Source organism: Romboutsia sp. LXY-2, from assembly GCF_056171995.1.
This window is the reverse complement of sequence record NZ_JBKFGI010000025.1, coordinates 1-21780: the sequence shown is the minus strand read 5'-3', so window position 1 is coordinate 21780 and position 21780 is coordinate 1. Positions and strand designations below refer to the sequence as shown.

Sequence of the window (21780 nt, the reverse complement as noted above, 5' to 3'; positions counted from 1 at the left end):
CAGGATCAAACTCTCAAATAAAAGTTTAACGGGCTCAGATACTGTTATATATCTGGCTTTGTTTGGTTGTTTCAAATTCTATAAATTAACCTACTGTTTAATTTTCAAAGTTCTTTTGTGCTTCTCTTAAGCACTCATTAATAATAACATCATATTTTTTTGAAGTCAACACTTTTTTACTATTTTTTCATATTCACAGAAAAAAAGTTTATAACAAGTCATTTCTGCCTCGTTATAAACTATTATGTGCAAGTTTTTTTATATTATTCTAATTTTCACTAAAATATTTCTGAATGCCAACATATATTGCCCAAGCTACTTTATCTTGATATTTTTCATCAGTCAAAAGTTTAGCTTCTTTGTCATTAGATAAGAATCCACACTCTATAAGAATAGAAGGCATTGCATTTTCTTTTAATATGTACTTATCGCTTCCACTTTTAATTTCTCGATTATTACTTTCATCAACTACTCTCTTTAGCTCACCTTGTACAATTTTGGCTAAAGCTTGACTTTGTTCATTAGATACTGAGTAAAATGTTTGAGCGCCATAATACTTAGATGCATTTGCCACTCCACTCAATGCATTCATATGTATTGATAAAAACATATCTGCATCAGATTCTTGTATCATTTTTCTTCGATTTCTTAAATTCTCATTATACTTTTCTCTTATTGATTTTTTACCATCATCAACATATAGACTACTATCATCCTCTCTTATTAAAATAACAGTACCGCCACTAGATTCAATTAAATCCCTTAACTTAAGAGTAATAGCTAAGTTTATGTCCTTTTCTAAAATTGTCTTATCATCATTCATAGAACCTGGATCTATCCCCCCATGACCAGCATCTAAAACAACAACTTTATTAGTTATAGGCATAGAACTCATTACCTCAGTAGAAGAGTTTTTAATTTCTATGATAGAAGCTCCTACAAATAATAACGCCACAACACCAAAAATAATATGTTTTATGTACTTTTTCACAATATCACCCTGTACATTTATATTAAAAAAGACTTTGGAATATTCCAAAGTCTTTGAATAGGCATATAAAATTATCTCTTTGAGAATTGTGGAGCTCTTCTTGCTGCCTTTAATCCGTATTTCTTTCTTTCCTTCATTCTAGCATCTCTAGTTAAGAATCCTTCTGCTTTTAAAGCTGGTCTTAAATCAGTATCTGCCTTTAATAAAGCTCTAGATATACCGTGTCTTATAGCACCTGCTTGTCCAGTGAATCCTCCACCTTCAACAGTTACTATTACATCGTATTTATTTTCATTATTAGTTAAAACTAATGGTTGCTTAACATCTCTTATTAATGTTTCGTAGTTGAAAAATTCAGCTACATCTCTTCCATTTATAGTTATTTTTCCTTCACCTGCTACTAATCTTACTCTAGCAACAGAGCTTTTTCTTCTTCCAGTTCCGTAGTATTGAACGTTAGCCATGATAACTCCTCCTTTCACCCGTTATATATTATTTAAAGTTTAAAACTTCTGGATTTTGAGCTGCATGATCATGGTTAGGTCCTGCGAATACTCTTAATCTAGTCATCATTCTGCTTCTTAATTTGTTCTTACATAACATACCGCTTACAGCATGTGCAACAACTTCTTCAGGCTTTTTAGCCATCATTTCTTTGTAAGTTATTTCCTTTAATCCACCAACATATCCTGTGTGGTATCTGTACATCTTTTGCTCTAATTTCTTCCCTGTTAAAACTACCTTATCTGCATTTACAACAACAACGAAATCTCCACCGTCTACATGTGGTGTGAAAGTTGGCTTGTGCTTCCCTCTTAATATTGTTGCTATTTCAGTCGCCATACGACCTAATGTTTTTCCTTCAGCATCAACGATATACCATTTTCTTTGTACATCAGCTGGCTTTGCTATATAACTCTTCATAGTTGTCCCTCCTTAACTTATTTTCATATAAAAATTTTACCGTTTATGTCAAGTCCGGGGCAAGTGGACTTATTAACACACTCTAACTTATTTTAATACATGCCCCCTGGTGTGTCAAGCTAATAATCAACTTTTTTGAGAAATAATCCATGTGCTGGTGCAGTATGACCACATCTTGATCTACTCTTTGAATTAATTATGTCGGCAAGACTTTCATTTATCCTATTTCGACCTATATCAACTAGCGTTCCTGCTATTATTCTAACCATATTATATAAAAATCCATTACCCTCAACTTCCATAACAATAAGGTTCTCTTCTTTAGTCAATTCTATGTCGTATATAGTTCTTACAGTATCAGATACAGAAGATCCCGAACTCATAAATCCTTTAAAATCATGTGTCCCTACTAATGCTTTAGCTTCTCTACACATTTTTTCAAAATCTAAGTCATATTTAACTTGATAGGATATATCTTTGTATATAGGACTTCTATAAGCACTATTATAAATTAAGTATCTATACCTCTTACCTTTTGCACTATATCTAGAATGAAACTCTTCTGGTACCTCTTCACACTCTATAATAGATATATCTTTTGGTAATTTAGCATTTAAAGCGTTTGGTATCTTTGATGTTGGAATAGTAGACATTAGCTTAAAATTAGCAACTTGTCCAAATGCATGTACTCCTGCATCCGTTCTTCCAGAACCAGTTATTTTTACTTCTTCTTTAGTTATTTCATAAATAGCTTTTTCAATTGTACCTTGTATACCTAAAGAATTAGGCTGTTTTTGCCATCCACAATAGTTTGCACCATTGTACTGTATTGTTATTTTAATATTTCTCATTACATACCTCTTTATATATATCTAGTAACTATAATAACTCCCAAGTATATTATTAGTAAAACACTAGCTATATAATCAGCTCTAGTGATGATAGATATCTTCATTTTTGTTCTGTTATATCCACCTCTATAACATCTAGCCTCCATAGCCATAGCAAGTTCATCCGCTCTTCTAAAAGCACTAACAAATAAAGGCACTAGTAATGGTACTAAGTTTTTAGCTCTACTTATTATATTTTTACTTTCAAAATCCGCACCTCTAGACATTTGAGCTTTCATTATTTTGTCAGTCTCGTCTAGTAAAGTAGGAATGAATCTAAGAGCAATAGTCATCATCATAGCTAGTTCATGGACTGGTAAACCTATTTTTTTAAATGGATTAAGTAATCTCTCTATACCATCTGTTAAATCTATAGGAGATGTAGTTAGAGTTAATAAAGATGTCCCTACTACTAAGAATACTAATCTTATAGCCATAAATATAGCTTGCGAAATACCTTGACTAGTTATTCTAAGGAATCCAAATGACCATATTACGTCTCCAGGTAAGAAGAATACATTTATTACAAATGTAAATAGTATAATCCATCTTAAAGGCTTTAAGCCCTTTAAAATATATTTACCTGGTATTGTAGATACTTTAATTACTGCTGCTAAAGATACTAATACTATTACATATGGCCAAAATTTATTAATAATAAACAATGAAGCCATAAATACAAACGTAGCAATAAGCTTTATTCTTGAGTCTAGCTTGTGAATAACAGAGTTAGAAGGATAATATTGTCCTATAGTAATATCTTTTAACATTTTTTCCTCCCCCTCATAGCTTTTAATATTTCTTCTTTAGCTTCTTCTATAGTAATTATATCTTCTCTAATATCAAAACCTTGTTCTCTAAGCTTAATAGCAAGTTCTAATACTTGAGGTATATCTAATCCTATTTCTTGTAACTTTGAAGAGTTATTTTTAAATACCTCTCTTGGAGTTCCCATAAATTCAATTTTACCGTGATTCATAACTATTACTGTTTTAGCTAACTTAGCCATATCATCCATACTGTGAGATGATAATATAATAGTCATGTTATTTTCACTATGAAGTTTTTTGATTAAATCAAATATTTCATCTCTTCCACCTGGATCAAGTCCTGCTGTAGGTTCATCTAATATTAACACTTCAGGGTTCATCGCAATCACACCAGCAATCGCAACTCTACGTTTCTGACCTCCTGATAATTCAAAAGGTGATTTATCTTTAAAATCCTCATACTTAAGTCCAACCGCATTCATCGACCATTTGACTCTATTTTGTATTTCCGACTCTTCTAGGCCTAAATTAGAAGGTCCAAAGGCTATATCTTTCTCTACTGTTTCTTCAAATAATTGATATTCTGGGTATTGAAAAACTACACCTACTCTTTTTCTTATATCAGTTAAATTTAACTCCGGATCAGTTATATCAAAATCATTTATTATTATTTTTCCAGATGAAGGTTTAAGTATCCCATTTAAATGTTGAATTAAAGTAGATTTCCCTGAACCTGTATGACCTATAAGACCAACAAAATCACGGTCTTGTATCTCTAGAGTAATATCATCTAATGCCTTACTAGCAAAAGGCATACCCTCATTGTATATATGAGTTAAGTTTTTTACTATAATTGACATAATTGCATCACCATTTCATCTACAGTTAATATCTCACTATTAATCTCTAGCCCTTCCTTACTTAATAAACTAGATAGCTCTGTCATAAAAGGAACATCTAACCCTATACTTTTTAACATATCTATATTACTAAATACTTGTTTCGGAGTTCCCTCTAAGATTTTCTTACCTTTTTCCATTACAATTACTCTATCTGCATCTACAGCTTCTTCCATAAAATGCGTTATATGTATAGTAGTAATATTTTCTTCTTTATTAAGTCTTTTTATAGTCTTCATTACTTCTTTTCTTCCAGATGGATCTAACATAGCGGTTGCTTCATCAAATATTATACATTTAGGCTTCATAGCAATTATTCCTGCTATAGCAACTCTTTGTTTTTGTCCTCCAGAAAGAAGATGAGGTTGTCTATCTCTTAATTCATACATTCCTACGCTCTTTAAAGATTCATCCACTCTTTTTCTTATTTCTTTAGGATGTAATCCTAAGTTTTCCGGACCAAAAGCTACATCTTCTTCAACAACAGTAGCAACTATTTGGTTATCTGGATTTTGGAATACCATACCAGCAGTTTGCCTAATATCCCATATTTTTTCTTCATCTTTTGTATCAATACCATCAATAAGTATATTTCCCTTACTAGGCATAAGAATAGCATTTAAGTTCTTAGATAATGTAGATTTACCAGAACCATTATGTCCTATTACTACAACAAACTCACCTTGTTTTACATCTAAGCTTAAATCATCTATCGCTTTAAACGTCGCTTCATCTGTAATATACTCAAATGAAACATTATTAACCTTTACTATATTGTTCATATATCATACTCCTTCTTATAAGCAGCAATTAAATAAAGCCATTTTAAGTAGTATTATATCACAAGTAAACAAAAAAATGACTATATTAGTATGTACAAAAAAACTTAGTAAAATGAAAAATATTCGTATAAATAAAAAAAGACTAGGCATTAAGCCTAATCTTTTTTTATACTATACTAATTCTATAAAAGCCATTTCAGCAGCGTCGCCTTTTCTTGGTCCTTTTTTGATTATTCTAGTATATCCACCATTTCTCTCAGCATACTTTGGAGCTATATCAGTGAATAAGTTGTTTACTACTGTTTCATCCATAACGTAAGCCATAACTTGTCTTCTAGCGTGAAGATCTCCTCTTTTAGCAAGAGTTATCATCTTTTCAGCCATTCTTCTAGTTTCTTTAGCTCTAGTTACTGTAGTTTCTATTCTTCCAGCTCTTAGTAAATCAGTTACTAAGTTTCTTAACATAAGGTTTCTGTGTGCAGTTACACGACCTAATTTACGGTAATTAGCCATGCTTATCCCTCCTTTGCTAGCTACTATTCTTCGCTTGGTTTAAGACCTAGTCCAAGTTCTTCTAACTTTTGGATAACTTCCTCAAGCGACTTTTTACCAAGGTTTCTCACCTTCATCATATCGTCCTCAGATTTATTAGCTAATTCTTCAACTGTATTTATTCCCGCTCTCTTTAAACAGTTGTAAGATCTAACTGATAAGTCTAATTCTTCTATAGTCATTTCTAGAACTTTTTCTTTTTGATCTTCTTCTTTTTCTACCATTATCTCAACATTGCTTACATGCTCTGTTAAGTCTATGAATAGATTTAAATGTTCAACTAGTACTTTTGCTGCAAGTGATATTCCTTCTTGAGGATTTATACTTCCATTAGTCCATACATCAAGTACTAATTTATCATAATCTGTCTTTTGACCTACTCTTGTATTTTCTACATGATAGCTCACTTTTTCAACAGGAGTATATATTGAGTCTACAGGTAAAACACCTATAGGCATATTCTCTGTTTTATTTTCTTCAGCAGAAACATAACCTCTACCTTTATCAATGAATATTTCCATATTAAGCTTAGCATTATCATCTAGCGTAGCTATTGGTAAATCTTTGCTTAATATTTCAACGTCCGGAGGACATATTATATCAGATCCTTTGATAGAGCATGGTCCTTGAGCTTCTATTTTAAGTGTTCTACTTCCTTCACCATCTATAGTAGCTGAAAGCTCTTTTAAAGATAATATTATTTCTGTTACATCTTCTTTAACTCCAGGAATTGTAGAGAATTCATGTAACACTCCATCTATCTTAATAGAGTGTACCGCAACACCTGGTAAAGAAGATAATAATATTCTTCTTAATGCGTTCCCTATAGTTATTCCATATCCTCTTTCTAGAGGTTCTATGACAAACTTACCATAACTATAGTCTTCGCTAAGTTCGATTATATCTACTTTTGGTTTTTCTATTTCTATCATGGACAAAACCCTCCTTCAAATTTATTAATCCACTGAGGGTAAACAAAATTTTAAAAAATAATTTTAAAATATGCTTATTACTTAGAGTAAAGCTCTATAATTAAGTGTTCTGCTACTTCAAGATCTATATCTTCTCTTGATGGCATAGCAACAACTGTAGCGCTCATTCCTTCTAAGTTAGCTTCTAACCACTTAGGAGCTATTCTTGAGTTAGCTTCTACTAAAGCTTTGAACTTAGCAGAAGATTTAGATGTTTCTTTAACAGTTATAACATCTCCAGCTTTAACAGTTATTGATGGTATATCTACCTTCTTACCATTTAAAGTGAAATGTCCGTGTCCTACTAATTGTCTAGCTTCTTTTCTAGATGAAGCTAATCCCATTCTGTAAACCACGTTGTCTAATCTTCTTTCTAATAGGCTTAATAAGTTTTCCCCTGTTTTACCAGTCATCTTTTCAGCACGTTCATATAAGTTTCTGAATTGAGTTTCTAAAACTCCGTATATTCTCTTAACTTTTTGTTTTTCTCTTAATTGTAATCCATAGTTAGAAACTTTCTTTCTTCCTTGTCCATGTTGTCCTGGAGCATAGTTTCTTTTAACTATAGCACACTTATCAGTGTAACATCTGTCACCTTTAAGGAATAATTTCATTCCTTCTCTACGACATTGTCTACATGATGCACCTGTATATCTTGCCATTATTTACACCTCCTATTGTTCTCTTATATAATTACACTCTTCTTCTCTTTGGCGGTCTACATCCGTTGTGTGGTATTGGAGTAACATCTTTTATCATAGTTACTTCTAATCCAGTAGCTTGTAAAGCTCTTATTGCAGCTTCTCTTCCTGAACCTGGTCCTTTAACGAATACTTCAACGCTCTTTAAACCGTGCTCCATTGCAGCCTTAGCAGCAGTTTCAGCAGCCATTTGAGATGCAAAAGGAGTCGCTTTTCTTGATCCTTTGAATCCTAATTGTCCTGAAGATGCAGCTGATATAGCATTCCCATGAACGTCAGTTAAAGTTATTATAGTATTGTTGAAAGTTGATTGTATATGTGCATGTCCACGTTCGATATTCTTACGTTCTCTTCTTCTAACACGTGTAACTTTCTTTTTTGGTTTAGCCATTGTTTTCCCTCCTTTTACTAGTTATTATTTTTTCTTCTTACGAGATACAGTTTTTCTAGGACCTTTTCTAGTTCTAGCGTTAGTCTTAGTTCTTTGTCCTCTTAGTGGAAGACCTTTAGCATGTCTCATACCTCTGTAACATTTTATATCTCTTAATCTCTTTATGTTTAAAGCGATCTCTCTTCTTAAGTCACCTTCAACTAAGAAATCGTTGTCTATTATTTTTCTTAATTCATTAACTTGATCTTCAGATAAGTCTTTGATTCTAGCATCAGGACTTATTTCAGCTTTAGCTAATATTTCATTAGCAGTTGCCTTACCTATACCATATATATAAGTTAAGCCTATTTCTGCTCTTTTTTCTCTAGGTAAATCTACCCCAGCTATTCTTGCCATTGTCGCACCTCCTACACATAGTTTTACTTTAAAACCTAAAACACCTGCTTTATCCGAAAACAGATATTTCTACAATTTTAAGCTTTTTGTAACATCACAGTATTATATTATACTATAATTTTTAATAAATTACTAGTAATAATTTATTATCCTTGTTTTTGCTTGTGCTTAGGATTTTCACAGATAACCATTACTTTTCCTTTTCTTTTTATAACTTTACATTTTTCGCACATTGGTTTTACTGATGGTCTTACTTTCATTATTTATCCCTCCTCAGACTAAGGTTAAAATAGTCTACTTCTTACGCCAAGTGATTCTTCCTCTTGTAAGATCATACGGAGATAATTCAACGTTCACCTTATCACCTTCAAGAATTCTTATGAAGTTCATTCTTAGCTTTCCAGATAAGTGACATAATACTTCATGTCCATTCTCTAATTTAACTTTAAACATAGCATTCGGTAAGTTTTCTGTAACTGTACCTTCAAACTCTATAACATCTTTTTTGGCCATTAACTAACCAAACCTCCATTCAATAAGTTAAACAATATTATTTAACTTAGTAAGCTCAGCTCTTAAAAAAGCATCTGTAATTTCTTGTCCAGATAATATTTTATCCTTAAGTATTTCATTAACAACATTATATCTTTTCAAGTGCTTAACTTTCTTTAGCTTAGGTTTATCAAGTTTTCTTTTTCTTCCATCAGAGATCAATACATATTCATGGTCAATAACTTTTATTACAAAGAAAAATCTTCCTGTATCTCTACCTGAGGAAACCTGAACTACTTGCCCTACACTTAATTTATTAGATAGCACTTTATTCACCTACTTTACATGATTAAAACTCTGTTAATATCAGAGGTTCATCTTCAGTAATTGCTATCGTGTGCTCATAATGAGCTGATTTTTGTCCATCTATTGTAACAATAGTCCAGCCATCAGCTAAAGTCTTTACATGATAACGACCAGCGTTAATCATAGGCTCAATAGCTAGTACCATTCCTTCTTGAAGTCTTGGTCCTTTTCCTGGCGGTCCATAATTAGGTATTTGCGGATCTTCATGAAGTTCAGTTCCAACTCCATGACCAACTAAATCTCTAACTACAGAGAACCCATATTTTTCAACGTGTGCTTGTATTGCGTGTGAGATATCAGATAATCTATATCCTAGTTTAGCAAATTTTAATCCTTCATAGAAGCTTTCTCTTGTTACTTCTATTAATTTCCTATCTTCTTCAGATATTATACCAACACCGTGAGTTTTCGCAGAATCAGCATGATATCCTTTATAATAGGCTCCTACATCTAAACTTATAATGTCTCCCTCTTTAACTATTTTGTTCCCAGGTATACCATGTACAACTTCTTCATTGATAGATGCACATATACTTCCTGTAAAACCGCCATAGCCTTTAAAAGATGGGATAGCATTATATTTTCTTATATTCTCTTCAGCTATTTTATCTAACTCTAAAGTAGATATTCCCGGAGTAATAGCCTTCCTTAATATTTCATGAGTTTCACCTACAATTTTACCAGCTTCTCTCATGAATTCAATTTCTTTTTTAGATTTTAAAATAATCATTATTTATCACTTCCTAGAGCAACTACTATATCATCAAATACCTTATCTATTGATTGTTGACCATTTATATCTGCTATTATACCTTGTTTAGTGTAATAATCAGCTAAAGGCTTAGTTTCATCTAGATAAACTTGTATTCTTTTCGATACAGTTTCTTCAGTATCATCTGCTCTTTGGTAAAGCTCTCCTTGGCATACATTGCATACACCTTCAGTTTTAGGAGCATTAAACTCAACATGATACGTAGCACCGCAAGATTTACATATTCTTCTTCCAACTGCTCTAGATACTAATATATTCTTATCAACTTCGATATTAACTACCTTGTCTAAAGTTATATTAGCCTCTTTTAAAAACGCATCTAACTGTTCAGCTTGAGATACATTTCTTGGGAATCCATCTAACATAAATCCATTTTCACAGTCAGCTTGAGTTACTCTGTCTGTAACTAAACCTACAGTTAACTCATCTGGAACTAGTAATCCTTGATCTATGTATTCTTTAGCTTTCTTTCCAAGATCTGTTCCCTCTTTTATATTCTTTCTGAATATATCTCCTGTTGATATATGAGGTATGTTGTATTTTTCTACGATTCCTGCAGCTTGTGTGCCTTTACCTGCTCCAGGAGGTCCAAGTAATATTATTCTCATATGATCATCTCCGATTTATTTTAAGAAACCTTGGTAGGTTCTCATAACTAAATTTGATTCTAACTGTCTCTTAAGTTCTAATGCAACACCTACAACTATTAGTAGAGATGTCCCAACTAATGTTATTTGTATCTTCATAAAGAACATTATTATGGCAGATATCATTACTATACAAGCAAGGAATACTGCACCAGCTAGAGTTAATCTTGATAATATTCTATTTAAGTAATCGATAGTTGGTTTGCCTGGTCTTATACCTGGTATAAATCCACCGTTATTTTTCATATTGTTAGCTATATCTTCCGTATTAAACGAAATAGTAGTATAGAAATATGAGAAGAATATTATTAACAGAATTTCAAGTGATCTATATATCCAAACACCTGGGCTAGCCGCAGGATTTAAATATGTTTGAACAAAGTTTTGAGCATCTGCCCCCATAAACATTGCTATAGTTTGAGGGAAAGCTAAAAGTGAACTAGCAAAAATTACTGGTATAACTCCTGACTGGTTAACTTTCATAGGTATATGAGAACTTTGTCCTCCATACATTTTTCTTCCAACAACTCTCTTAGCATATTGTACAGGTATTTTTCTAGTAGCTTCTTGTATAAATGTAACAGCAGCTATAGTTATTAATATCACTATTAATAATACTACCCCTGACCATATCGGAAGACTACCATTTTTCATTTGGCTTACAGTTTGTATTATATCTGCAGGGATTCTTGAGATAATTCCTATAAATATTATTATCGAGCTTCCATTACCTAATCCTTTTTCAGTAATTTTGTCTCCTATCCACATTAGCATCATACTAGCTCCTACTAATGTAAGGATAACTGTAGCTATATAAAATGCATTATCTGTTGCTAAAGCACCTCTAACAATTCCTAATGTAATTGCTATTGCTTGTACAAATGCTAAAGCTAATGCTATATACTTAGTATATTTATTGATTTTTTTCTTACCTTCTTCACCTGACTTTTGAAGTTCTTCCAAACTTTCAAAACCAATAGTTAGAAGTTGTACTATGATAGAAGCCGTAATGTACGGTCCTATACCAAGAGCAAATAGTGTAAAGTTACTAAACGCTCCCCCTGTAAACAAGTTATATAAGGAAAGTAGACTATTTTCGCCTACCATCGCCCTTATATAATCTGTATTAACACCAGGAACAGGTATTGTAGCACCTATCCTGAATACAGTAATCATCATCAAAGTATATAATATTTTTCTTCTTACATCTTTTATCTTCCAAGCTTGTTTTAACTGTGATATCACGTTAACTCACCCCGCCTGTAATGGCTAGGAGTTGCAGATTAGATTAAACTAACTCTGCTTTTCCTCCAGCTTTTTCTATTTTCTCTTGAGCTGAAGCAGTAAACTTAGCAGCTTTAACTGTTACAGCTTTTTCAAGAGTTCCTTCGCCTAAGATCTTAACGCCGTTTTTTTCTATCTTACTGATAGCACCAGTAGACTTTAATAATTCAGCAGTTATTTCTGTTCCATTTTCAAATCTATTTAAAACTTCAACATTAACTTCAGTGTAAACTTTTTTGAATATGTTGTTGAAACCTCTCTTAGGAAGTCTTCTAGCTAGTGGCATTTGTCCACCCTCGAATCCTACTCTAACTCCACCACCTGAACGAGACCATTGTCCTTTTTGTCCACGTCCTGCAGTTTTACCTTGTCCAGTCGCAGTACCTCTACCTAATCTTTTCTTAGATCTTACTGCACCTTCAGCAGGTCTTAATTCATGTAACTTCATGGATTGCACCTCCTTTATTGCTTCTTCGTTATTATTCAGCTATTTCAGTTACTTCAACTAAATGCTTAACTTTTGTTATCATCCCTCTTATTTGGGCATTGTCTTCTTTAACAACTACTTGTTCTCTTTTTCTTAATCCTAACGCTTCTACGTTTTTCTTTTGGTTAGGAGTAGTTCCTATTGTACTTCTAACTAACTTTATTTGTAATTTAGCCATCTTTCACTACCTCCTTACCCTAGAAGATCTTCAACTTTTTTACCTCTAAGCTTAGCTATATCTTCAACTGTTTTTAGAGAGTTAAGTCCTTCTATTGTAGCATTTACCATATTTCTTGGGTTGTTAGATCCTAAAGATTTAGCTCTAACGTCTTTTAATCCAGCTAACTCAAGTACCGCTCTAGCAGGTCCCCCAGCTATAACTCCTGTACCTTCCTTAGCAGGCATTACTAATATTTTACCAGCACCGAAGTGTCCGTTAACTGCGTGTGGTATTGTTGTACCAACCATTGGCACTTGTATAAGATTCTTCTTAGCATCTTCTACAGCTTTCTTTATAGCGTCTGGTACTTCCATTGCTTTACCAGCACCTATACCAACGTGTCCGTTCTCGTCTCCAACAACGACTAATGCTGCAAAACGGAAGTTTCTACCACCTTTTACAACCTTAGTAACACGTCTAACTTCAACAACTTTTTCTTTTAAGTCAAGTTGTCTTGCATCTATTGGCTTACGACGTATCATGTGTATTTCCCTCCTTTATTAGAACTTAAGTCCAGCTTCTCTTGCACCTTCAGCTAACTCTTTTACTCTACCGTGATATAAGTATCCACCTCTGTCAAATACAACTTCAGTGATTCCTTTTTCAACAGCTTTCTTAGCTACTAATTCACCAACGAACTTAGCTGCTTCTTTGTTTCCTGTATTTTTAACAGCACCCTTTACTTCTGCGTCTAAAGAAGATGCAGCAACAAGAGTAACTCTGTTTGTGTCATCTATTATTTGAGCATATATGTTGTTAGCACTTCTGAATACACATAATCTTGGTCTTTGAGTACTTCCAGAAACTTTCTTACGAACACTCTTATGTCTTTGAAGTCTAACTGCGTTTTTATCAATTTTCTTTAACACCGAGCTCACTCCTTTCTAGCGTTTAAGTTTGGTATTATTTCTTACCAGTTTTTCCTTCTTTACGTCTTACAACTTCACCAGCGTATCTTATACCTTTACCTTTGTATGGCTCTGGCTTTCTCCAAGCTCTTATCTTAGCAGAGTAGTTCCCTACTAATTGCTTGTCTATTCCTTTAACTATTAACTCAGTTTGGTTAGGAACTTCAACAGTTATTCCTTCTGGATCTTCCATTTCTACCGGATGAGAGAATCCTAAGTTCATAACTAATTTGTTTCCTGACTTTTGAGCTCTGTATCCAACACCAACTAATTCTAATTTCTTTTCGAAACCAGCAGTAACACCTATTACCATATTATCTAGTAAAGTTCTAGTTAATCCGTGTAACGCTCTGTGTTGCTTGTTGTTAGTAGGTCTTTCAACAGTTATAGTATTTTCTTCTTGCTTTATTATCATAGCACCATCTAATTGCTTAGTTAAAGTTCCTTTAGGTCCTTTTACTGTAACGAAGTTTCCTTCAGCTACTGTTACTTCAACACCTGCAGGTACTGTTATTGGCTTAACACCTATTCTTGACATAGTCGCACCTCCTTACATTGTTCGTTTCTATTACCAAACGTAGCAGATTACTTCTCCACCAACATTTTCTTTTCTAGCTTGCTTATCAGTTAATATCCCTTTTGAAGTAGACATTATTGATATACCTAATCCGTTTAAAACTCTAGGTACTTCGCTCTTAGCAGCGTAAACTCTCATACCAGGCTTAGATATTCTCTTTAATCCTGATATAACTCTTTCGCCAGTTTGTCCGTACTTTAATTGTATTCTTATTATTCCTTGTTTTCCATCTTCTATAACATCATAACCTCTAACGAAACCTTCTTCTAATAAGATTCTAGCTAATTCTTTCTTCATATTAGAAGCAGGAACGTCAACAGTTTCATGCTTAACTACGTTAGCATTTCTTATACGAGTAAGCATATCTGCGATTGGATCTGTCATTGTCATATTGAAACCCTCCTTCCATTTTTAGGTAAGTTTTACCAACTTGCTTTTCTAACACCAGGTATTTGACCCTTATAAGCTAATTCTCTAAAGCATATACGGCATATACCAAATTTTCTTAAAACCGAATGTGGTCTACCACATATAGTACATCTAGTGTATTCTCTAGTAGCGTACTTTTGCTTCTTTTGTTGTTTTACAACCATCGCTTTTCTAGCCACTGGAATCCCTCCTTCGTTTAGCTTAGAAAATGACCTTTTCTAAGCTTACTTAGAAAACGGCATTCCTAATAATTTTAGTAATTCACGAGCTTCCTCGTCAGTTTTCGCTGTAGTAACGAATATTATATCCATCCCTCTTACTTTGTCTACCTTATCGTATTCAATCTCAGGGAATATTAATTGTTCTTTAACACCTAGTGCGTAGTTACCTCTACCATCGAAAGCATTAGGGTTTATACCTCTAAAGTCTCTAACTCTTGGTAAAGATACAGATACTAACTTGTCCATGAAGTAGAACATTTTGTCAGCTCTTAATGTAACTTTTGCTCCTATTGGCATTCCTTCTCTTAACTTGAAGTTAGCTACTGAATTTCTAGCTTTTGTAGTAACTGGCTTTTGTCCAGAGATTATTGCCATCTCTTCTACAGCCTTTTCTAATCCTTTTGGATTTTCTCTAGCGTCACCTATACCCATGTTTATAACTATTTTGTCTAACTTAGGTATTTCCATAACGTTCTTGTATCCAAATTTCTCCATTAAAGCAGGAGCAACTTCTTTCATGTATTTTTCTTGTAATCTAGAAGCCATTTAAGGTCCCTCCTTTCAAGCTATATTATATTTCTTTTCCGCTCTTAACTGCTACTCTAACTTTTTTCCCATCTTTCATTTCAAATCTAACTCTTGTTCCTTTTCCTGTTTCAGGATCTAGTGGCATTATGTTAGATATGTGAATTGGGGCTTCTTTATTTATTATTCCACCTTGTGGGTTTATAGCACTTGGCTTTTGGTGCTTAGTTATTACGTTAACTCCTTCAACTAAAACTCTGTTAGCCTTAGGGAATACCTTAACTACTGAACCTTTTTTACCTTTATCTTTTCCTGCTATAACTACAACAGTGTCACCTTTTTTAACACGCATCATGTCCTATTGCACCTCCTTATTATAGTACTTCTGGAGCAAGAGAAACTATCTTCATGAAGTCATTATCTCTTAACTCTCTAGCAACAGGCCCGAATATACGAGTTCCTACTGGAGTCTTGTCGTCTTTTATTATAACTGCAGCATTCTCGTCGAAAGATATATAACTTCCGTCTTTACGTCTAACGCCTTGCTTGCTTCTCACTATAACAGCTTTAACAACTTTACCTTTTTTTACAACTCCACCAGGTGTTGCACTTTTAACAGTAGCAACTATCACGTCGCCTATGTTACCATATCTTCTTTTACTTCCGCCTAGTACACGTATACATAATATTTCTTTCGCACCAGAGTTATCAGCAACTCTTAAACGTGTCTCTTGTTGTACCATATCGTAATCCCTCCTTTTCCAAAAAACTACTTAGCTTGTTCGATAACTTCAACTAATCTGAATCTCTTATCTTTTGATAAAGGTCTAGTTTCCATTATTTTAACTCTATCTCCGATTCTACAAACATTTTGTTCATCGTGAGCTTTGAATTTCTTAGTTCTCTTAACTGGCTTGTTATATAATGGATGACGTACGAAATCTTCAACAGCAACAACTATTGTCTTGTCCATTTTATCACTAACAACACGGCCTATTCTAACTTTTCTTCTTCCTCTTTCCATGTGTAAAAAGCCTCCTTTCCAAATTAAGCTCTAGTTTCGTTTAACTTTCTTTCAACAAGAACAGTCTTAACTCTAGCTATATCCTTCTTAACGAACTTTATTCTCGCTGTATTTTCTAATTGACCAGTAGCTAATTGGAATCTTAAGCTAAATAATTCACTTTTGAAGTCATTTAATTTGTTCATAAGCTCTTCGCTTGATAAATTTCTTAATTCTTTAGCTTGCATCCTATTCACCACCCTTTACTTCTAAATCTTCTTTTTTAACAAACTTACATTTAACTGGAAGTTTGTGCATAGCAAGTCTCATTGCTTCTCTTGCTTTATCTTCAGGAACACCTGCTAATTCGAACATTACTCTTCCTGGCTTAACAACTGCTACCCAGTATTCTGGAGAACCTTTCCCGGCACCCATACGAGTTTCAGCTGGCTTTCTTGTTACAGGCTTATGTGGGAATATTTTTATCCAAACCTTCCCGCCTCTTTTTATATATCTAGTCATAGCTATTCTGGCAGCTTCTATTTGATTAGAAGTTATCCAAGAAGCTTCTAATGCAACTAGTCCGAACTCACCGTAAGTAACTTTGTTACCTTTTTGAGCCTTCCCAGCCATGCTTCCTCTGTGAACTCTACGACGCTTTACTCTTTTTGGCATTAACATGAGTATTTCCTCCTTCCTTGAACCTTATAATTATTTACCTTCAGTTCTTTGAGGTCTTGATCCTTGAGGTCTTTGTCCTCTTTGTCCTCTGTTATCATTTCCTCTTCTATTATCATTGTTTCTTCTGTTATCTCTTCTGTCGTTTCTTCTGTTATCTCTTCTATCGTTTCTCTTGTTTTCTCTTCTTTCTTCTCTTGGGTTTACACCATTTCTAGTCGGAAGAACTTCACCATTACATATCCAAACCTTTATACCAGTTTTTCCGTAAGTAGTGTTCGCTTCAGCGAAACCATAGTTTATATCAGCTCTTAATGTTTGTAAAGGTACATTTCCTTCGCTGTATCCTTCAGTTCTAGCCATTTCAGCTCCACCTAATCTACCAGATGCAGATACTTTTATACCTTTAGCTCCTGATTTCATAGCTCTTTGTATAGCTTGCTTCATAGCTCTTCTGAAAGCTACCCTTCTTTCTATAGCTAATGCTATATTTTCTGCTACTAATTGAGCATCTTTATCAGGGTTTCTAACTTCAACTATGTTAACTATAACATTTTTCTTTGTCATTTTTTCTAATTCTGCTTTTAATGCATCTATACCAGCACCAGCCTTACCTATAACTACACCTGGCTTAGCAACGTGTAAGTCTAACTTTAACTTGTTTGCTGATCTTTCTATTTCTATGTTTGCAACTCCAGCAGAATATAATTTATTCTTTAAGAATTTACGAACGTTGTGGTCTTCTAATAATAAGTTTCCGAACTCTTTCTTATCAGTTGCGAACCATCTTGAGTCCCAATCTTTTATAACACCGACTCTTAGTCCGTGTGGATTAACCTTTTGTCCCATTGTTTTCCCTCCTATCTTATACTATTTTTTTTCCTTAAGAACAACCTCTATATGAGAAGTTCTCTTTCTTATCATTGTTGCACGTCCCATAGCTCTAGGCATGAATCTCTTCATTGTAGGTCCTTGGTTTGCAACTACTGATGCTATATATAAATTTTCAACATCCATTTCGTGGTTGTTTTCAGCGTTTGCTTTAGCAGATTTTACAACTTTAGCTATTATTGAAGCTGCTCCTCTTGGAGTGAACTTTAATATTGCTAATGCTTCATCAACATTCTTTCCTCTAACAAGGTCACAGATTTGTCCTGCTTTTCTTGGTGATACACGTACATATTTAGCAGTAGCTTTTGCTTCCATTTGCTATTCCTCCTTCCTTAGTCAGAAATTATTATTTTCTCTTATTAGATTTTTCGTCGTCCTTGTGTCCTTTGAAAGTTCTTGTAGGAACGAACTCACCTAACTTGTGTCCAACCATGTCTTCTGTTACATAAACAGGAACATGTCTTCTTCCATCATGAACTGCTATAGTATGTTCTACCATTTGTGGGAATATTGTAGAAGTTCTTGACCAAGTCTTTATAACTTCTCTATTTCCGCTAGCGTTCATAGCTTCTATTTTCTTTAAAAGTCTCGCGTGTACGAAAGGTCCTTTTTTAGTTGATCTTGACATTTAATATCCTCCTTTCCTAGTGAAAAGTAATCTATTACTTAGTTCTTCTTGATACGATTTGCTTATCAGAAGCTTTATTTTTCTTTCTAGTTTTGTATCCAAGAGCTGGTTTACCCCATGGAGTAACAGGTGATGGTCTACCTATTGGAGATCTACCTTCCCCTCCACCGTGTGGATGGTCACAAGGGTTCATTACAGAACCTCTAACTGTAGGTCTTATACCCATATGTCTTTTTCTACCTGCTTTACCGATAACTACGTTACCGTGTTCTATGTTACCAACTTGTCCGATTGTAGCTTTACAATCTATTGAAACGAATCTCATTTCTCCTGATGGTAATCTTAATAAGGCTTTTTTACCTTCTTTAGCCATTAATTGAGCAGAAACACCAGCAGATCTAACTAACTGAGCTCCTTTTCCAGGCTTTAATTCTATGTTGTGTATTACTGTACCTACTGGCATATCCTTTAATGCTAATGCATTTCCTGGCTTTATGTCAGCTGTTGGTCCTGATAATACAGTTGTTCCAACCTCTAATCCAACTGGAGCTAATATATATCTCTTTTCACCATCTGCATAGTGTAATAAAGCTATGTTAGCCGTTCTATTTGGATCATATTCAACAGTAGCAACCTTAGCAGGTACTCCGTCTTTATTTCTCTTGAAATCTATTATTCTATATTTTCTTCTGTTTCCTCCACCTCTGTGACGAACAGTTATCTTTCCGTGTGCATTTCTACCAGAGTTCTTCTTTAAAGAAACTAAAAGAGATCTTTCTGGTTCATTGCAAGTTATTTCATCAGAAACTAAAACTGTCATTTGTCTTAAGGCAGGAGAAGTTGGTTTAAACTTTTTTATAGCCATCTGTTTTCCCTCCTTCGTTTGTTAGGATATTACATTCCTTGGAAGAATTCTATTTCTTTACTGTCAGCAGTTAACTTAACTACTGCTTTCTTAAAGCTTGCAGTTCTTCCTTCATGTCTACCCATTCTCTTAACTTTTCCATCGTAGTTCATAGTGTTTACTTTTTCTACTTTAACTCCGAATACTTTTTCTACAGCTTTCTTTATTTCAGTTTTGTTAGCATCGTTAGCTACAACAAAAGTGTATTTCTTTTCAGCCATATCCGCCATAGATTGCTCAGTAACAACTGGCTTCTTTATTATATCATGTGGATTAGTCATCATTATGCGTACACCTCCTCCACTTTCTTAACCGCGTCTGTAGTGATTACGAATGTATCATACTTTAATATATCGTAAACATTTATAGTGTTAACTGTAGCAGTAGCAACACCTTCCATGTTGTTTGCTGATCTTATTACGTTTGTATTATTTTCAGCAGTTACTACTAAAGCTTTCTTAGAAGCGTTTATATTCTTTAATATTTGAGCAAATTCTTTAGTCTTAGGAGCATCCATTGTTAATGCGTCTAATACTATCATTTCTCCGTTTTGAACCTTAGCAGATAAAGCACTCTTCATCGCTAATCTTCTTACCTTCTTAGGTAATGTATATCTGTAATCTCTTGGCTTAGGTGCAAAAGCAACTCCTCCACCAACCCATTGTACAGATCTTATAGAACCTTGTCTAGCTCTACCTGTTCCTTTTTGTTTCCAAGGTTTTCTTCCGCCACCTCTAACTTCTGCTCTAGTCTTAGCAGATTGAGTACCTTGTCTCTTGTTTGCTAATTGGTTTTTAACAACCTCATATAAAACATGTTCATTAACTTCAACGTTGAATATAGCATCACATAATTCTATTTCTCCAACATTTTGTCCATTCATATTTAATACATTTAATTTTGGCATTGTGCTTCCTCCTTTCTTAGGTTAGTCATTATTTAGAAGACTTTATAGCTTCTTTTATAGTTACTACTGAACCTTTAGGTCCTGGTATAGCACCCTTAACTAATATAAGGTTCTTTTCAGCATCTATTCTAACTACTTCTAAGTTTTGAACAGTAACTTTAACGCTACCCATGTGTCCAGCTAATTTTTTGTTTTTGAATACTCTACCAGGGAATGAACAAGCACCCATTGAACCTGGTCTTCTGTGATATCTAGAACCGTGAGATTCTGGACCTCTAGATTGACCATGTCTCTTTATTGGACCTTGGAATCCCTTACCTTTAGATATTCCAGTTACATCTATTATTTCTCCTGCTTCGAATAAGTCAGCCTTTATTTCTTGACCAACAGTGTATCCTTCAACAGATTCTACTCTGAATTCTTTTAAGTGTTTCTTTAATGTGTTAGCAGCAGCTAAATGACCTTTTTGAGGCTTATTTAACGACTTTTCTTTAGCATCTTGGAAACCTATTTGTATAGCGTTGTATCCGTCTTTCTCAACTGTTTTTATTTGAGTTACAACGATTGGTCCTGCCTCAACAACTGTTACTGGTACAACTATACCTGCTTCAGTGAATATTTGAGTCATTCCTAACTTTTTTCCTAATATTCCTTTCATATTAGCACCTCCTATAATTCTTACAGCGGATTACCCGTTACCAGATAATCATTCTAAGATAGTTACCATATAGGCGAATATCTTAGGTAGCTATTATAATTTTATTTCTATATCAACACCAGCTGGTAAGTCTAACTTCATTAAAGAGTCAACTGTCTTAGGCGTTGGGTTTGCTATGTCTATTAATCTCTTGTGAGTTCTTATTTCGAACTGCTCTCTAGAGTCTTTGTACTTGTGTACAGCTCTTAATATAGTTACTATTTGCTTTTCAGTTGGTAGTGGCACAGGTCCTGAAACTTGTGATCCAGCTTTCTTAGCAGTTTCTACTATTTTAGCAGCTGAAAAATCTAATAATTTGTGATCATATGACTTTAATCTTATTCTTATTTTTTCATTCTTAGCCATTGTAATTTCCCTCCTTTATCGTACGTTTAATTTAAGTTACGTACGACTTATGCCGATACACTGCTCCGGGTGTGTTGTAATTAAACACTCGACATTTTGCCGTATTTCACTAGAATTCAATTTGTTATTTTCGTATCTCTCAAGCACACTATTATATATTATATTATTTTTTACTTTTTTTCAAGTTTTTTTTACTATTTTACAAAATTTATTTTTTTATGTAAAACATAGATGTAAACTTGATTATTTCCTGTTTCAAAGCACTAACTTAGTATATATTTTTTTTTGAACAATGTCAACAAAATATATGTAGTATATTATTACTAATTTAGAATTTTATACTAAAACAAAAACGAGGGAGCACAAGCCCCCTCGTCTATATATGTTAAATAACAGAATTGGAATGTAGAAATTATTCTACTATAGAAGCAACAACTCCTGATGCTACTGTTCTTCCACCTTCTCTTATTGCGAATCTTAATCCTTCTTCTACAGCTATAGAGTTTATTAA

General features: G+C 33.8%; 40 protein-coding genes. All 40 read right to left on the bottom strand.

The window, feature by feature from the left end; translation table 11 throughout:
* Positions 1-268: 268 nt before the first annotated feature.
* The gene (gene cwlD, locus ACI48P_RS21720) at positions 269-991 is read right to left on the bottom strand and encodes an N-acetylmuramoyl-L-alanine amidase CwlD (RefSeq protein WP_475219537.1); all 723 of its coding nucleotides are present in this window, start codon (positions 989-991) and stop codon (positions 269-271) included.
* Positions 992-1062: 71 nt separating this feature from the next.
* Positions 1063-1455, bottom strand: coding sequence for a 30S ribosomal protein S9 (gene rpsI, locus ACI48P_RS21715; protein WP_475219535.1), 393 nt, complete (start codon positions 1453-1455; stop codon positions 1063-1065).
* A gap of 28 nt (positions 1456-1483) precedes the next feature.
* Positions 1484-1915, bottom strand: coding sequence for a 50S ribosomal protein L13 (rplM, locus tag ACI48P_RS21710; protein WP_475219533.1), 432 nt, complete (start codon positions 1913-1915; stop codon positions 1484-1486).
* A gap of 119 nt (positions 1916-2034) precedes the next feature.
* Positions 2035-2766 (bottom strand): tRNA pseudouridine(38-40) synthase TruA, encoded by a 732-nt coding sequence (truA, locus tag ACI48P_RS21705; protein WP_475219532.1) that lies wholly within the window; start codon positions 2764-2766, stop codon positions 2035-2037.
* Positions 2767-2777: 11 nt separating this feature from the next.
* Complete coding sequence (locus ACI48P_RS21700; RefSeq protein WP_475219530.1) at positions 2778-3575, bottom strand: energy-coupling factor transporter transmembrane component T family protein; 798 nt, start codon at positions 3573-3575, stop codon at positions 2778-2780.
* Entirely contained in the window at positions 3569-4435 is an 867-nt protein-coding gene (locus ACI48P_RS21695; RefSeq protein WP_475219528.1) for an energy-coupling factor transporter ATPase, read from the bottom strand. Before ACI48P_RS21695 ends, ACI48P_RS21700 begins: the two co-directional genes overlap by 7 nt.
* The gene (locus ACI48P_RS21690; protein WP_475219526.1) at positions 4423-5256 is read right to left on the bottom strand and encodes an energy-coupling factor transporter ATPase; all 834 of its coding nucleotides are present in this window, start codon (positions 5254-5256) and stop codon (positions 4423-4425) included. The genes ACI48P_RS21695 and ACI48P_RS21690 overlap by 13 nt, the downstream gene beginning before the upstream one ends.
* Positions 5257-5427: 171 nt before the next feature.
* A complete protein-coding gene (rplQ, locus tag ACI48P_RS21685) occupies positions 5428-5769 on the bottom strand; it encodes a 50S ribosomal protein L17 (protein WP_475219524.1) in 342 nt (113 codons plus the stop codon).
* Positions 5770-5792: 23 nt separating this feature from the next.
* Positions 5793-6740 (bottom strand): DNA-directed RNA polymerase subunit alpha, encoded by a 948-nt coding sequence (locus ACI48P_RS21680; RefSeq protein ID WP_475219522.1) that lies wholly within the window; start codon positions 6738-6740, stop codon positions 5793-5795.
* A 77-nt stretch (positions 6741-6817) separates the two neighbouring features.
* Positions 6818-7441 carry a 30S ribosomal protein S4 gene (gene rpsD, locus ACI48P_RS21675; protein WP_475219520.1) on the bottom strand — a complete coding sequence of 208 codons (624 nt, stop codon included), beginning with the start codon at positions 7439-7441 and terminating at the stop codon, positions 6818-6820.
* Between the two features lie 31 nt (positions 7442-7472).
* Positions 7473-7871, bottom strand: coding sequence for a 30S ribosomal protein S11 (gene rpsK / locus ACI48P_RS21670; RefSeq protein ID WP_475219519.1), 399 nt, complete (start codon positions 7869-7871; stop codon positions 7473-7475).
* A gap of 24 nt (positions 7872-7895) precedes the next feature.
* Complete coding sequence (gene rpsM, locus ACI48P_RS21665; protein ID WP_475219517.1) at positions 7896-8267, bottom strand: 30S ribosomal protein S13; 372 nt, start codon at positions 8265-8267, stop codon at positions 7896-7898.
* Between the two features lie 146 nt (positions 8268-8413).
* Complete coding sequence (rpmJ, locus tag ACI48P_RS21660; RefSeq protein ID WP_017753001.1) at positions 8414-8527, bottom strand: 50S ribosomal protein L36; 114 nt, start codon at positions 8525-8527, stop codon at positions 8414-8416.
* A 34-nt stretch (positions 8528-8561) separates the two neighbouring features.
* Positions 8562-8780: a translation initiation factor IF-1 gene (gene infA, locus ACI48P_RS21655; RefSeq protein WP_021122032.1), complete on the bottom strand. Its 219-nt coding sequence runs from the start codon at positions 8778-8780 to the stop codon at positions 8562-8564.
* A gap of 27 nt (positions 8781-8807) precedes the next feature.
* Positions 8808-9086: a KOW domain-containing RNA-binding protein gene (locus tag ACI48P_RS21650; protein ID WP_475219514.1), complete on the bottom strand. Its 279-nt coding sequence runs from the start codon at positions 9084-9086 to the stop codon at positions 8808-8810.
* Between the two features lie 22 nt (positions 9087-9108).
* Positions 9109-9855, bottom strand: a complete 747-nt coding sequence (gene map, locus ACI48P_RS21645; protein WP_475219513.1) for a type I methionyl aminopeptidase — start codon at positions 9853-9855, stop codon at positions 9109-9111.
* Positions 9855-10505: an adenylate kinase gene (locus tag ACI48P_RS21640; protein WP_475219511.1), complete on the bottom strand. Its 651-nt coding sequence runs from the start codon at positions 10503-10505 to the stop codon at positions 9855-9857. Before ACI48P_RS21640 ends, map begins: the two co-directional genes overlap by 1 nt.
* Positions 10506-10520: 15 nt before the next feature.
* On the bottom strand, positions 10521-11789 hold the full coding sequence (gene secY / locus ACI48P_RS21635) for a preprotein translocase subunit SecY (RefSeq protein ID WP_475219509.1): 1269 nt from the start codon (positions 11787-11789) through the stop codon (positions 10521-10523).
* Positions 11790-11832: 43 nt separating this feature from the next.
* On the bottom strand, positions 11833-12276 hold the full coding sequence (rplO, locus tag ACI48P_RS21630) for a 50S ribosomal protein L15 (protein WP_475219507.1): 444 nt from the start codon (positions 12274-12276) through the stop codon (positions 11833-11835).
* Between the two features lie 31 nt (positions 12277-12307).
* Positions 12308-12493: a 50S ribosomal protein L30 gene (rpmD, locus tag ACI48P_RS21625; RefSeq protein WP_475219505.1), complete on the bottom strand. Its 186-nt coding sequence runs from the start codon at positions 12491-12493 to the stop codon at positions 12308-12310.
* A gap of 14 nt (positions 12494-12507) precedes the next feature.
* Entirely contained in the window at positions 12508-13017 is a 510-nt protein-coding gene (gene rpsE, locus ACI48P_RS21620) for a 30S ribosomal protein S5 (protein ID WP_475219503.1), read from the bottom strand.
* 18 nt (positions 13018-13035) lie between these two features.
* Entirely contained in the window at positions 13036-13404 is a 369-nt protein-coding gene (gene rplR, locus ACI48P_RS21615) for a 50S ribosomal protein L18 (protein ID WP_475219501.1), read from the bottom strand.
* 34 nt (positions 13405-13438) lie between these two features.
* Positions 13439-13981, bottom strand: coding sequence for a 50S ribosomal protein L6 (rplF, locus tag ACI48P_RS21610; protein WP_475219499.1), 543 nt, complete (start codon positions 13979-13981; stop codon positions 13439-13441).
* A 30-nt stretch (positions 13982-14011) separates the two neighbouring features.
* On the bottom strand, positions 14012-14410 hold the full coding sequence (gene rpsH / locus ACI48P_RS21605) for a 30S ribosomal protein S8 (RefSeq protein WP_475219498.1): 399 nt from the start codon (positions 14408-14410) through the stop codon (positions 14012-14014).
* A 32-nt stretch (positions 14411-14442) separates the two neighbouring features.
* A complete protein-coding gene (locus tag ACI48P_RS21600; protein ID WP_021127555.1) occupies positions 14443-14628 on the bottom strand; it encodes a type Z 30S ribosomal protein S14 in 186 nt (61 codons plus the stop codon).
* 45 nt (positions 14629-14673) lie between these two features.
* On the bottom strand, positions 14674-15216 hold the full coding sequence (gene rplE, locus ACI48P_RS21595) for a 50S ribosomal protein L5 (protein ID WP_475219495.1): 543 nt from the start codon (positions 15214-15216) through the stop codon (positions 14674-14676).
* A gap of 25 nt (positions 15217-15241) precedes the next feature.
* Positions 15242-15547 carry a 50S ribosomal protein L24 gene (gene rplX / locus ACI48P_RS21590; protein ID WP_475219543.1) on the bottom strand — a complete coding sequence of 102 codons (306 nt, stop codon included), beginning with the start codon at positions 15545-15547 and terminating at the stop codon, positions 15242-15244.
* Between the two features lie 22 nt (positions 15548-15569).
* On the bottom strand, positions 15570-15938 hold the full coding sequence (rplN, locus tag ACI48P_RS21585) for a 50S ribosomal protein L14 (protein WP_475219492.1): 369 nt from the start codon (positions 15936-15938) through the stop codon (positions 15570-15572).
* A gap of 26 nt (positions 15939-15964) precedes the next feature.
* A complete protein-coding gene (gene rpsQ, locus ACI48P_RS21580; RefSeq protein WP_475219490.1) occupies positions 15965-16219 on the bottom strand; it encodes a 30S ribosomal protein S17 in 255 nt (84 codons plus the stop codon).
* Positions 16220-16242: 23 nt separating this feature from the next.
* Entirely contained in the window at positions 16243-16446 is a 204-nt protein-coding gene (rpmC, locus tag ACI48P_RS21575; RefSeq protein WP_475219488.1) for a 50S ribosomal protein L29, read from the bottom strand.
* Between the two features lies 1 nt (position 16447).
* Positions 16448-16879 carry a 50S ribosomal protein L16 gene (gene rplP / locus ACI48P_RS21570; protein ID WP_475219487.1) on the bottom strand — a complete coding sequence of 144 codons (432 nt, stop codon included), beginning with the start codon at positions 16877-16879 and terminating at the stop codon, positions 16448-16450.
* Positions 16880-16909: 30 nt separating this feature from the next.
* Positions 16910-17725: a 30S ribosomal protein S3 gene (rpsC, locus tag ACI48P_RS21565; RefSeq protein ID WP_475219485.1), complete on the bottom strand. Its 816-nt coding sequence runs from the start codon at positions 17723-17725 to the stop codon at positions 16910-16912.
* A gap of 21 nt (positions 17726-17746) precedes the next feature.
* A complete protein-coding gene (gene rplV / locus ACI48P_RS21560; protein WP_475219483.1) occupies positions 17747-18082 on the bottom strand; it encodes a 50S ribosomal protein L22 in 336 nt (111 codons plus the stop codon).
* A gap of 31 nt (positions 18083-18113) precedes the next feature.
* Positions 18114-18395, bottom strand: a complete 282-nt coding sequence (gene rpsS / locus ACI48P_RS21555; RefSeq protein ID WP_095406321.1) for a 30S ribosomal protein S19 — start codon at positions 18393-18395, stop codon at positions 18114-18116.
* 34 nt (positions 18396-18429) lie between these two features.
* Positions 18430-19260, bottom strand: a complete 831-nt coding sequence (rplB, locus tag ACI48P_RS21550; protein ID WP_475219481.1) for a 50S ribosomal protein L2 — start codon at positions 19258-19260, stop codon at positions 18430-18432.
* 29 nt (positions 19261-19289) lie between these two features.
* Positions 19290-19580: a 50S ribosomal protein L23 gene (gene rplW / locus ACI48P_RS21545; RefSeq protein ID WP_475219541.1), complete on the bottom strand. Its 291-nt coding sequence runs from the start codon at positions 19578-19580 to the stop codon at positions 19290-19292.
* 2 nt (positions 19581-19582) lie between these two features.
* Positions 19583-20206, bottom strand: a complete 624-nt coding sequence (gene rplD / locus ACI48P_RS21540; protein WP_475219479.1) for a 50S ribosomal protein L4 — start codon at positions 20204-20206, stop codon at positions 19583-19585.
* Positions 20207-20234: 28 nt separating this feature from the next.
* A complete protein-coding gene (gene rplC, locus ACI48P_RS21535; protein ID WP_475219478.1) occupies positions 20235-20864 on the bottom strand; it encodes a 50S ribosomal protein L3 in 630 nt (209 codons plus the stop codon).
* 93 nt (positions 20865-20957) lie between these two features.
* Positions 20958-21269: a 30S ribosomal protein S10 gene (gene rpsJ / locus ACI48P_RS21530; protein ID WP_475219477.1), complete on the bottom strand. Its 312-nt coding sequence runs from the start codon at positions 21267-21269 to the stop codon at positions 20958-20960.
* Positions 21270-21681: 412 nt separating this feature from the next.
* Positions 21682-21780, bottom strand: a 99-nt coding sequence (locus ACI48P_RS21525; RefSeq protein WP_475219539.1) for an EF-Tu C-terminal domain-related protein, incomplete at its 5' end; no start/stop codon positions are given.

What these genes read in the sequence shown, in the direction of transcription:
- rplV (WP_475219483.1), bottom strand. Translation starts at nt 18,082, where the DNA reads ATGGAAGCAAAAGCTACTGCTAAATATGTACGTGTATCACCAAGAAAA.
- rplM (WP_475219533.1), bottom strand. Translation starts at nt 1,915, where the DNA reads ATGAAGAGTTATATAGCAAAGCCAGCTGATGTACAAAGAAAATGGTAT.
- ACI48P_RS21690 (WP_475219526.1), bottom strand. Translation starts at nt 5,256, where the DNA reads ATGAACAATATAGTAAAGGTTAATAATGTTTCATTTGAGTATATTACA.
- ACI48P_RS21700 (WP_475219530.1), bottom strand. Translation starts at nt 3,575, where the DNA reads ATGTTAAAAGATATTACTATAGGACAATATTATCCTTCTAACTCTGTT.
- ACI48P_RS21680 (WP_475219522.1), bottom strand. Translation starts at nt 6,740, where the DNA reads ATGATAGAAATAGAAAAACCAAAAGTAGATATAATCGAACTTAGCGAA.
- rplN (WP_475219492.1), bottom strand. Translation starts at nt 15,938, where the DNA reads ATGGTACAACAAGAGACACGTTTAAGAGTTGCTGATAACTCTGGTGCG.
- rplB (WP_475219481.1), bottom strand. Translation starts at nt 19,260, where the DNA reads ATGGCTATAAAAAAGTTTAAACCAACTTCTCCTGCCTTAAGACAAATG.
- rpsC (WP_475219485.1), bottom strand. Translation starts at nt 17,725, where the DNA reads ATGGGACAAAAGGTTAATCCACACGGACTAAGAGTCGGTGTTATAAAA.
- rpsI (WP_475219535.1), bottom strand. Translation starts at nt 1,455, where the DNA reads ATGGCTAACGTTCAATACTACGGAACTGGAAGAAGAAAAAGCTCTGTT.
- rpsS (WP_095406321.1), bottom strand. Translation starts at nt 18,395, where the DNA reads ATGTCAAGATCAACTAAAAAAGGACCTTTCGTACACGCGAGACTTTTA.
- rplX (WP_475219543.1), bottom strand. Translation starts at nt 15,547, where the DNA reads ATGCGTGTTAAAAAAGGTGACACTGTTGTAGTTATAGCAGGAAAAGAT.
- rpmJ (WP_017753001.1), bottom strand. Translation starts at nt 8,527, where the DNA reads ATGAAAGTAAGACCATCAGTAAAACCAATGTGCGAAAAATGTAAAGTT.
- rpsH (WP_475219498.1), bottom strand. Translation starts at nt 14,410, where the DNA reads ATGACAATGACAGATCCAATCGCAGATATGCTTACTCGTATAAGAAAT.
- rpsJ (WP_475219477.1), bottom strand. Translation starts at nt 21,269, where the DNA reads ATGGCTAAGAATGAAAAAATAAGAATAAGATTAAAGTCATATGATCAC.
- infA (WP_021122032.1), bottom strand. Translation starts at nt 8,780, where the DNA reads ATGGCCAAAAAAGATGTTATAGAGTTTGAAGGTACAGTTACAGAAAAC.
- ACI48P_RS21695 (WP_475219528.1), bottom strand. Translation starts at nt 4,435, where the DNA reads ATGTCAATTATAGTAAAAAACTTAACTCATATATACAATGAGGGTATG.
- ACI48P_RS21640 (WP_475219511.1), bottom strand. Translation starts at nt 10,505, where the DNA reads ATGAGAATAATATTACTTGGACCTCCTGGAGCAGGTAAAGGCACACAA.
- rplW (WP_475219541.1), bottom strand. Translation starts at nt 19,580, where the DNA reads ATGACTAATCCACATGATATAATAAAGAAGCCAGTTGTTACTGAGCAA.
- rpsD (WP_475219520.1), bottom strand. Translation starts at nt 7,441, where the DNA reads ATGGCAAGATATACAGGTGCATCATGTAGACAATGTCGTAGAGAAGGA.
- rpmC (WP_475219488.1), bottom strand. Translation starts at nt 16,446, where the DNA reads ATGCAAGCTAAAGAATTAAGAAATTTATCAAGCGAAGAGCTTATGAAC.
- rpsM (WP_475219517.1), bottom strand. Translation starts at nt 8,267, where the DNA reads ATGGCAAGAATAGCTGGGGTAGATTTACCTAGAGAAAAAAGAGCAGAA.
- rpsE (WP_475219503.1), bottom strand. Translation starts at nt 13,017, where the DNA reads ATGATACGTCGTAAGCCAATAGATGCAAGACAACTTGACTTAAAAGAA.
- rplQ (WP_475219524.1), bottom strand. Translation starts at nt 5,769, where the DNA reads ATGGCTAATTACCGTAAATTAGGTCGTGTAACTGCACACAGAAACCTT.
- rplD (WP_475219479.1), bottom strand. Translation starts at nt 20,206, where the DNA reads ATGCCAAAATTAAATGTATTAAATATGAATGGACAAAATGTTGGAGAA.
- rplO (WP_475219507.1), bottom strand. Translation starts at nt 12,276, where the DNA reads ATGAAGTTACATGAATTAAGACCTGCTGAAGGTGCAGTAAGATCTAAG.
- rpsK (WP_475219519.1), bottom strand. Translation starts at nt 7,871, where the DNA reads ATGGCTAAACCAAAAAAGAAAGTTACACGTGTTAGAAGAAGAGAACGT.
- rplP (WP_475219487.1), bottom strand. Translation starts at nt 16,879, where the DNA reads ATGTTAATGCCAAAAAGAGTAAAGCGTCGTAGAGTTCACAGAGGAAGC.
- map (WP_475219513.1), bottom strand. Translation starts at nt 9,855, where the DNA reads ATGATTATTTTAAAATCTAAAAAAGAAATTGAATTCATGAGAGAAGCT.
- truA (WP_475219532.1), bottom strand. Translation starts at nt 2,766, where the DNA reads ATGAGAAATATTAAAATAACAATACAGTACAATGGTGCAAACTATTGT.
- rpsQ (WP_475219490.1), bottom strand. Translation starts at nt 16,219, where the DNA reads ATGGAAAGAGGAAGAAGAAAAGTTAGAATAGGCCGTGTTGTTAGTGAT.
- rplF (WP_475219499.1), bottom strand. Translation starts at nt 13,981, where the DNA reads ATGTCAAGAATAGGTGTTAAGCCAATAACAGTACCTGCAGGTGTTGAA.
- rplE (WP_475219495.1), bottom strand. Translation starts at nt 15,216, where the DNA reads ATGGCTTCTAGATTACAAGAAAAATACATGAAAGAAGTTGCTCCTGCT.
- rpmD (WP_475219505.1), bottom strand. Translation starts at nt 12,493, where the DNA reads ATGGCTAAATTACAAATAAAGTTAGTTAGAAGTACAATAGGAACTACT.
- rplC (WP_475219478.1), bottom strand. Translation starts at nt 20,864, where the DNA reads ATGAAAGGAATATTAGGAAAAAAGTTAGGAATGACTCAAATATTCACT.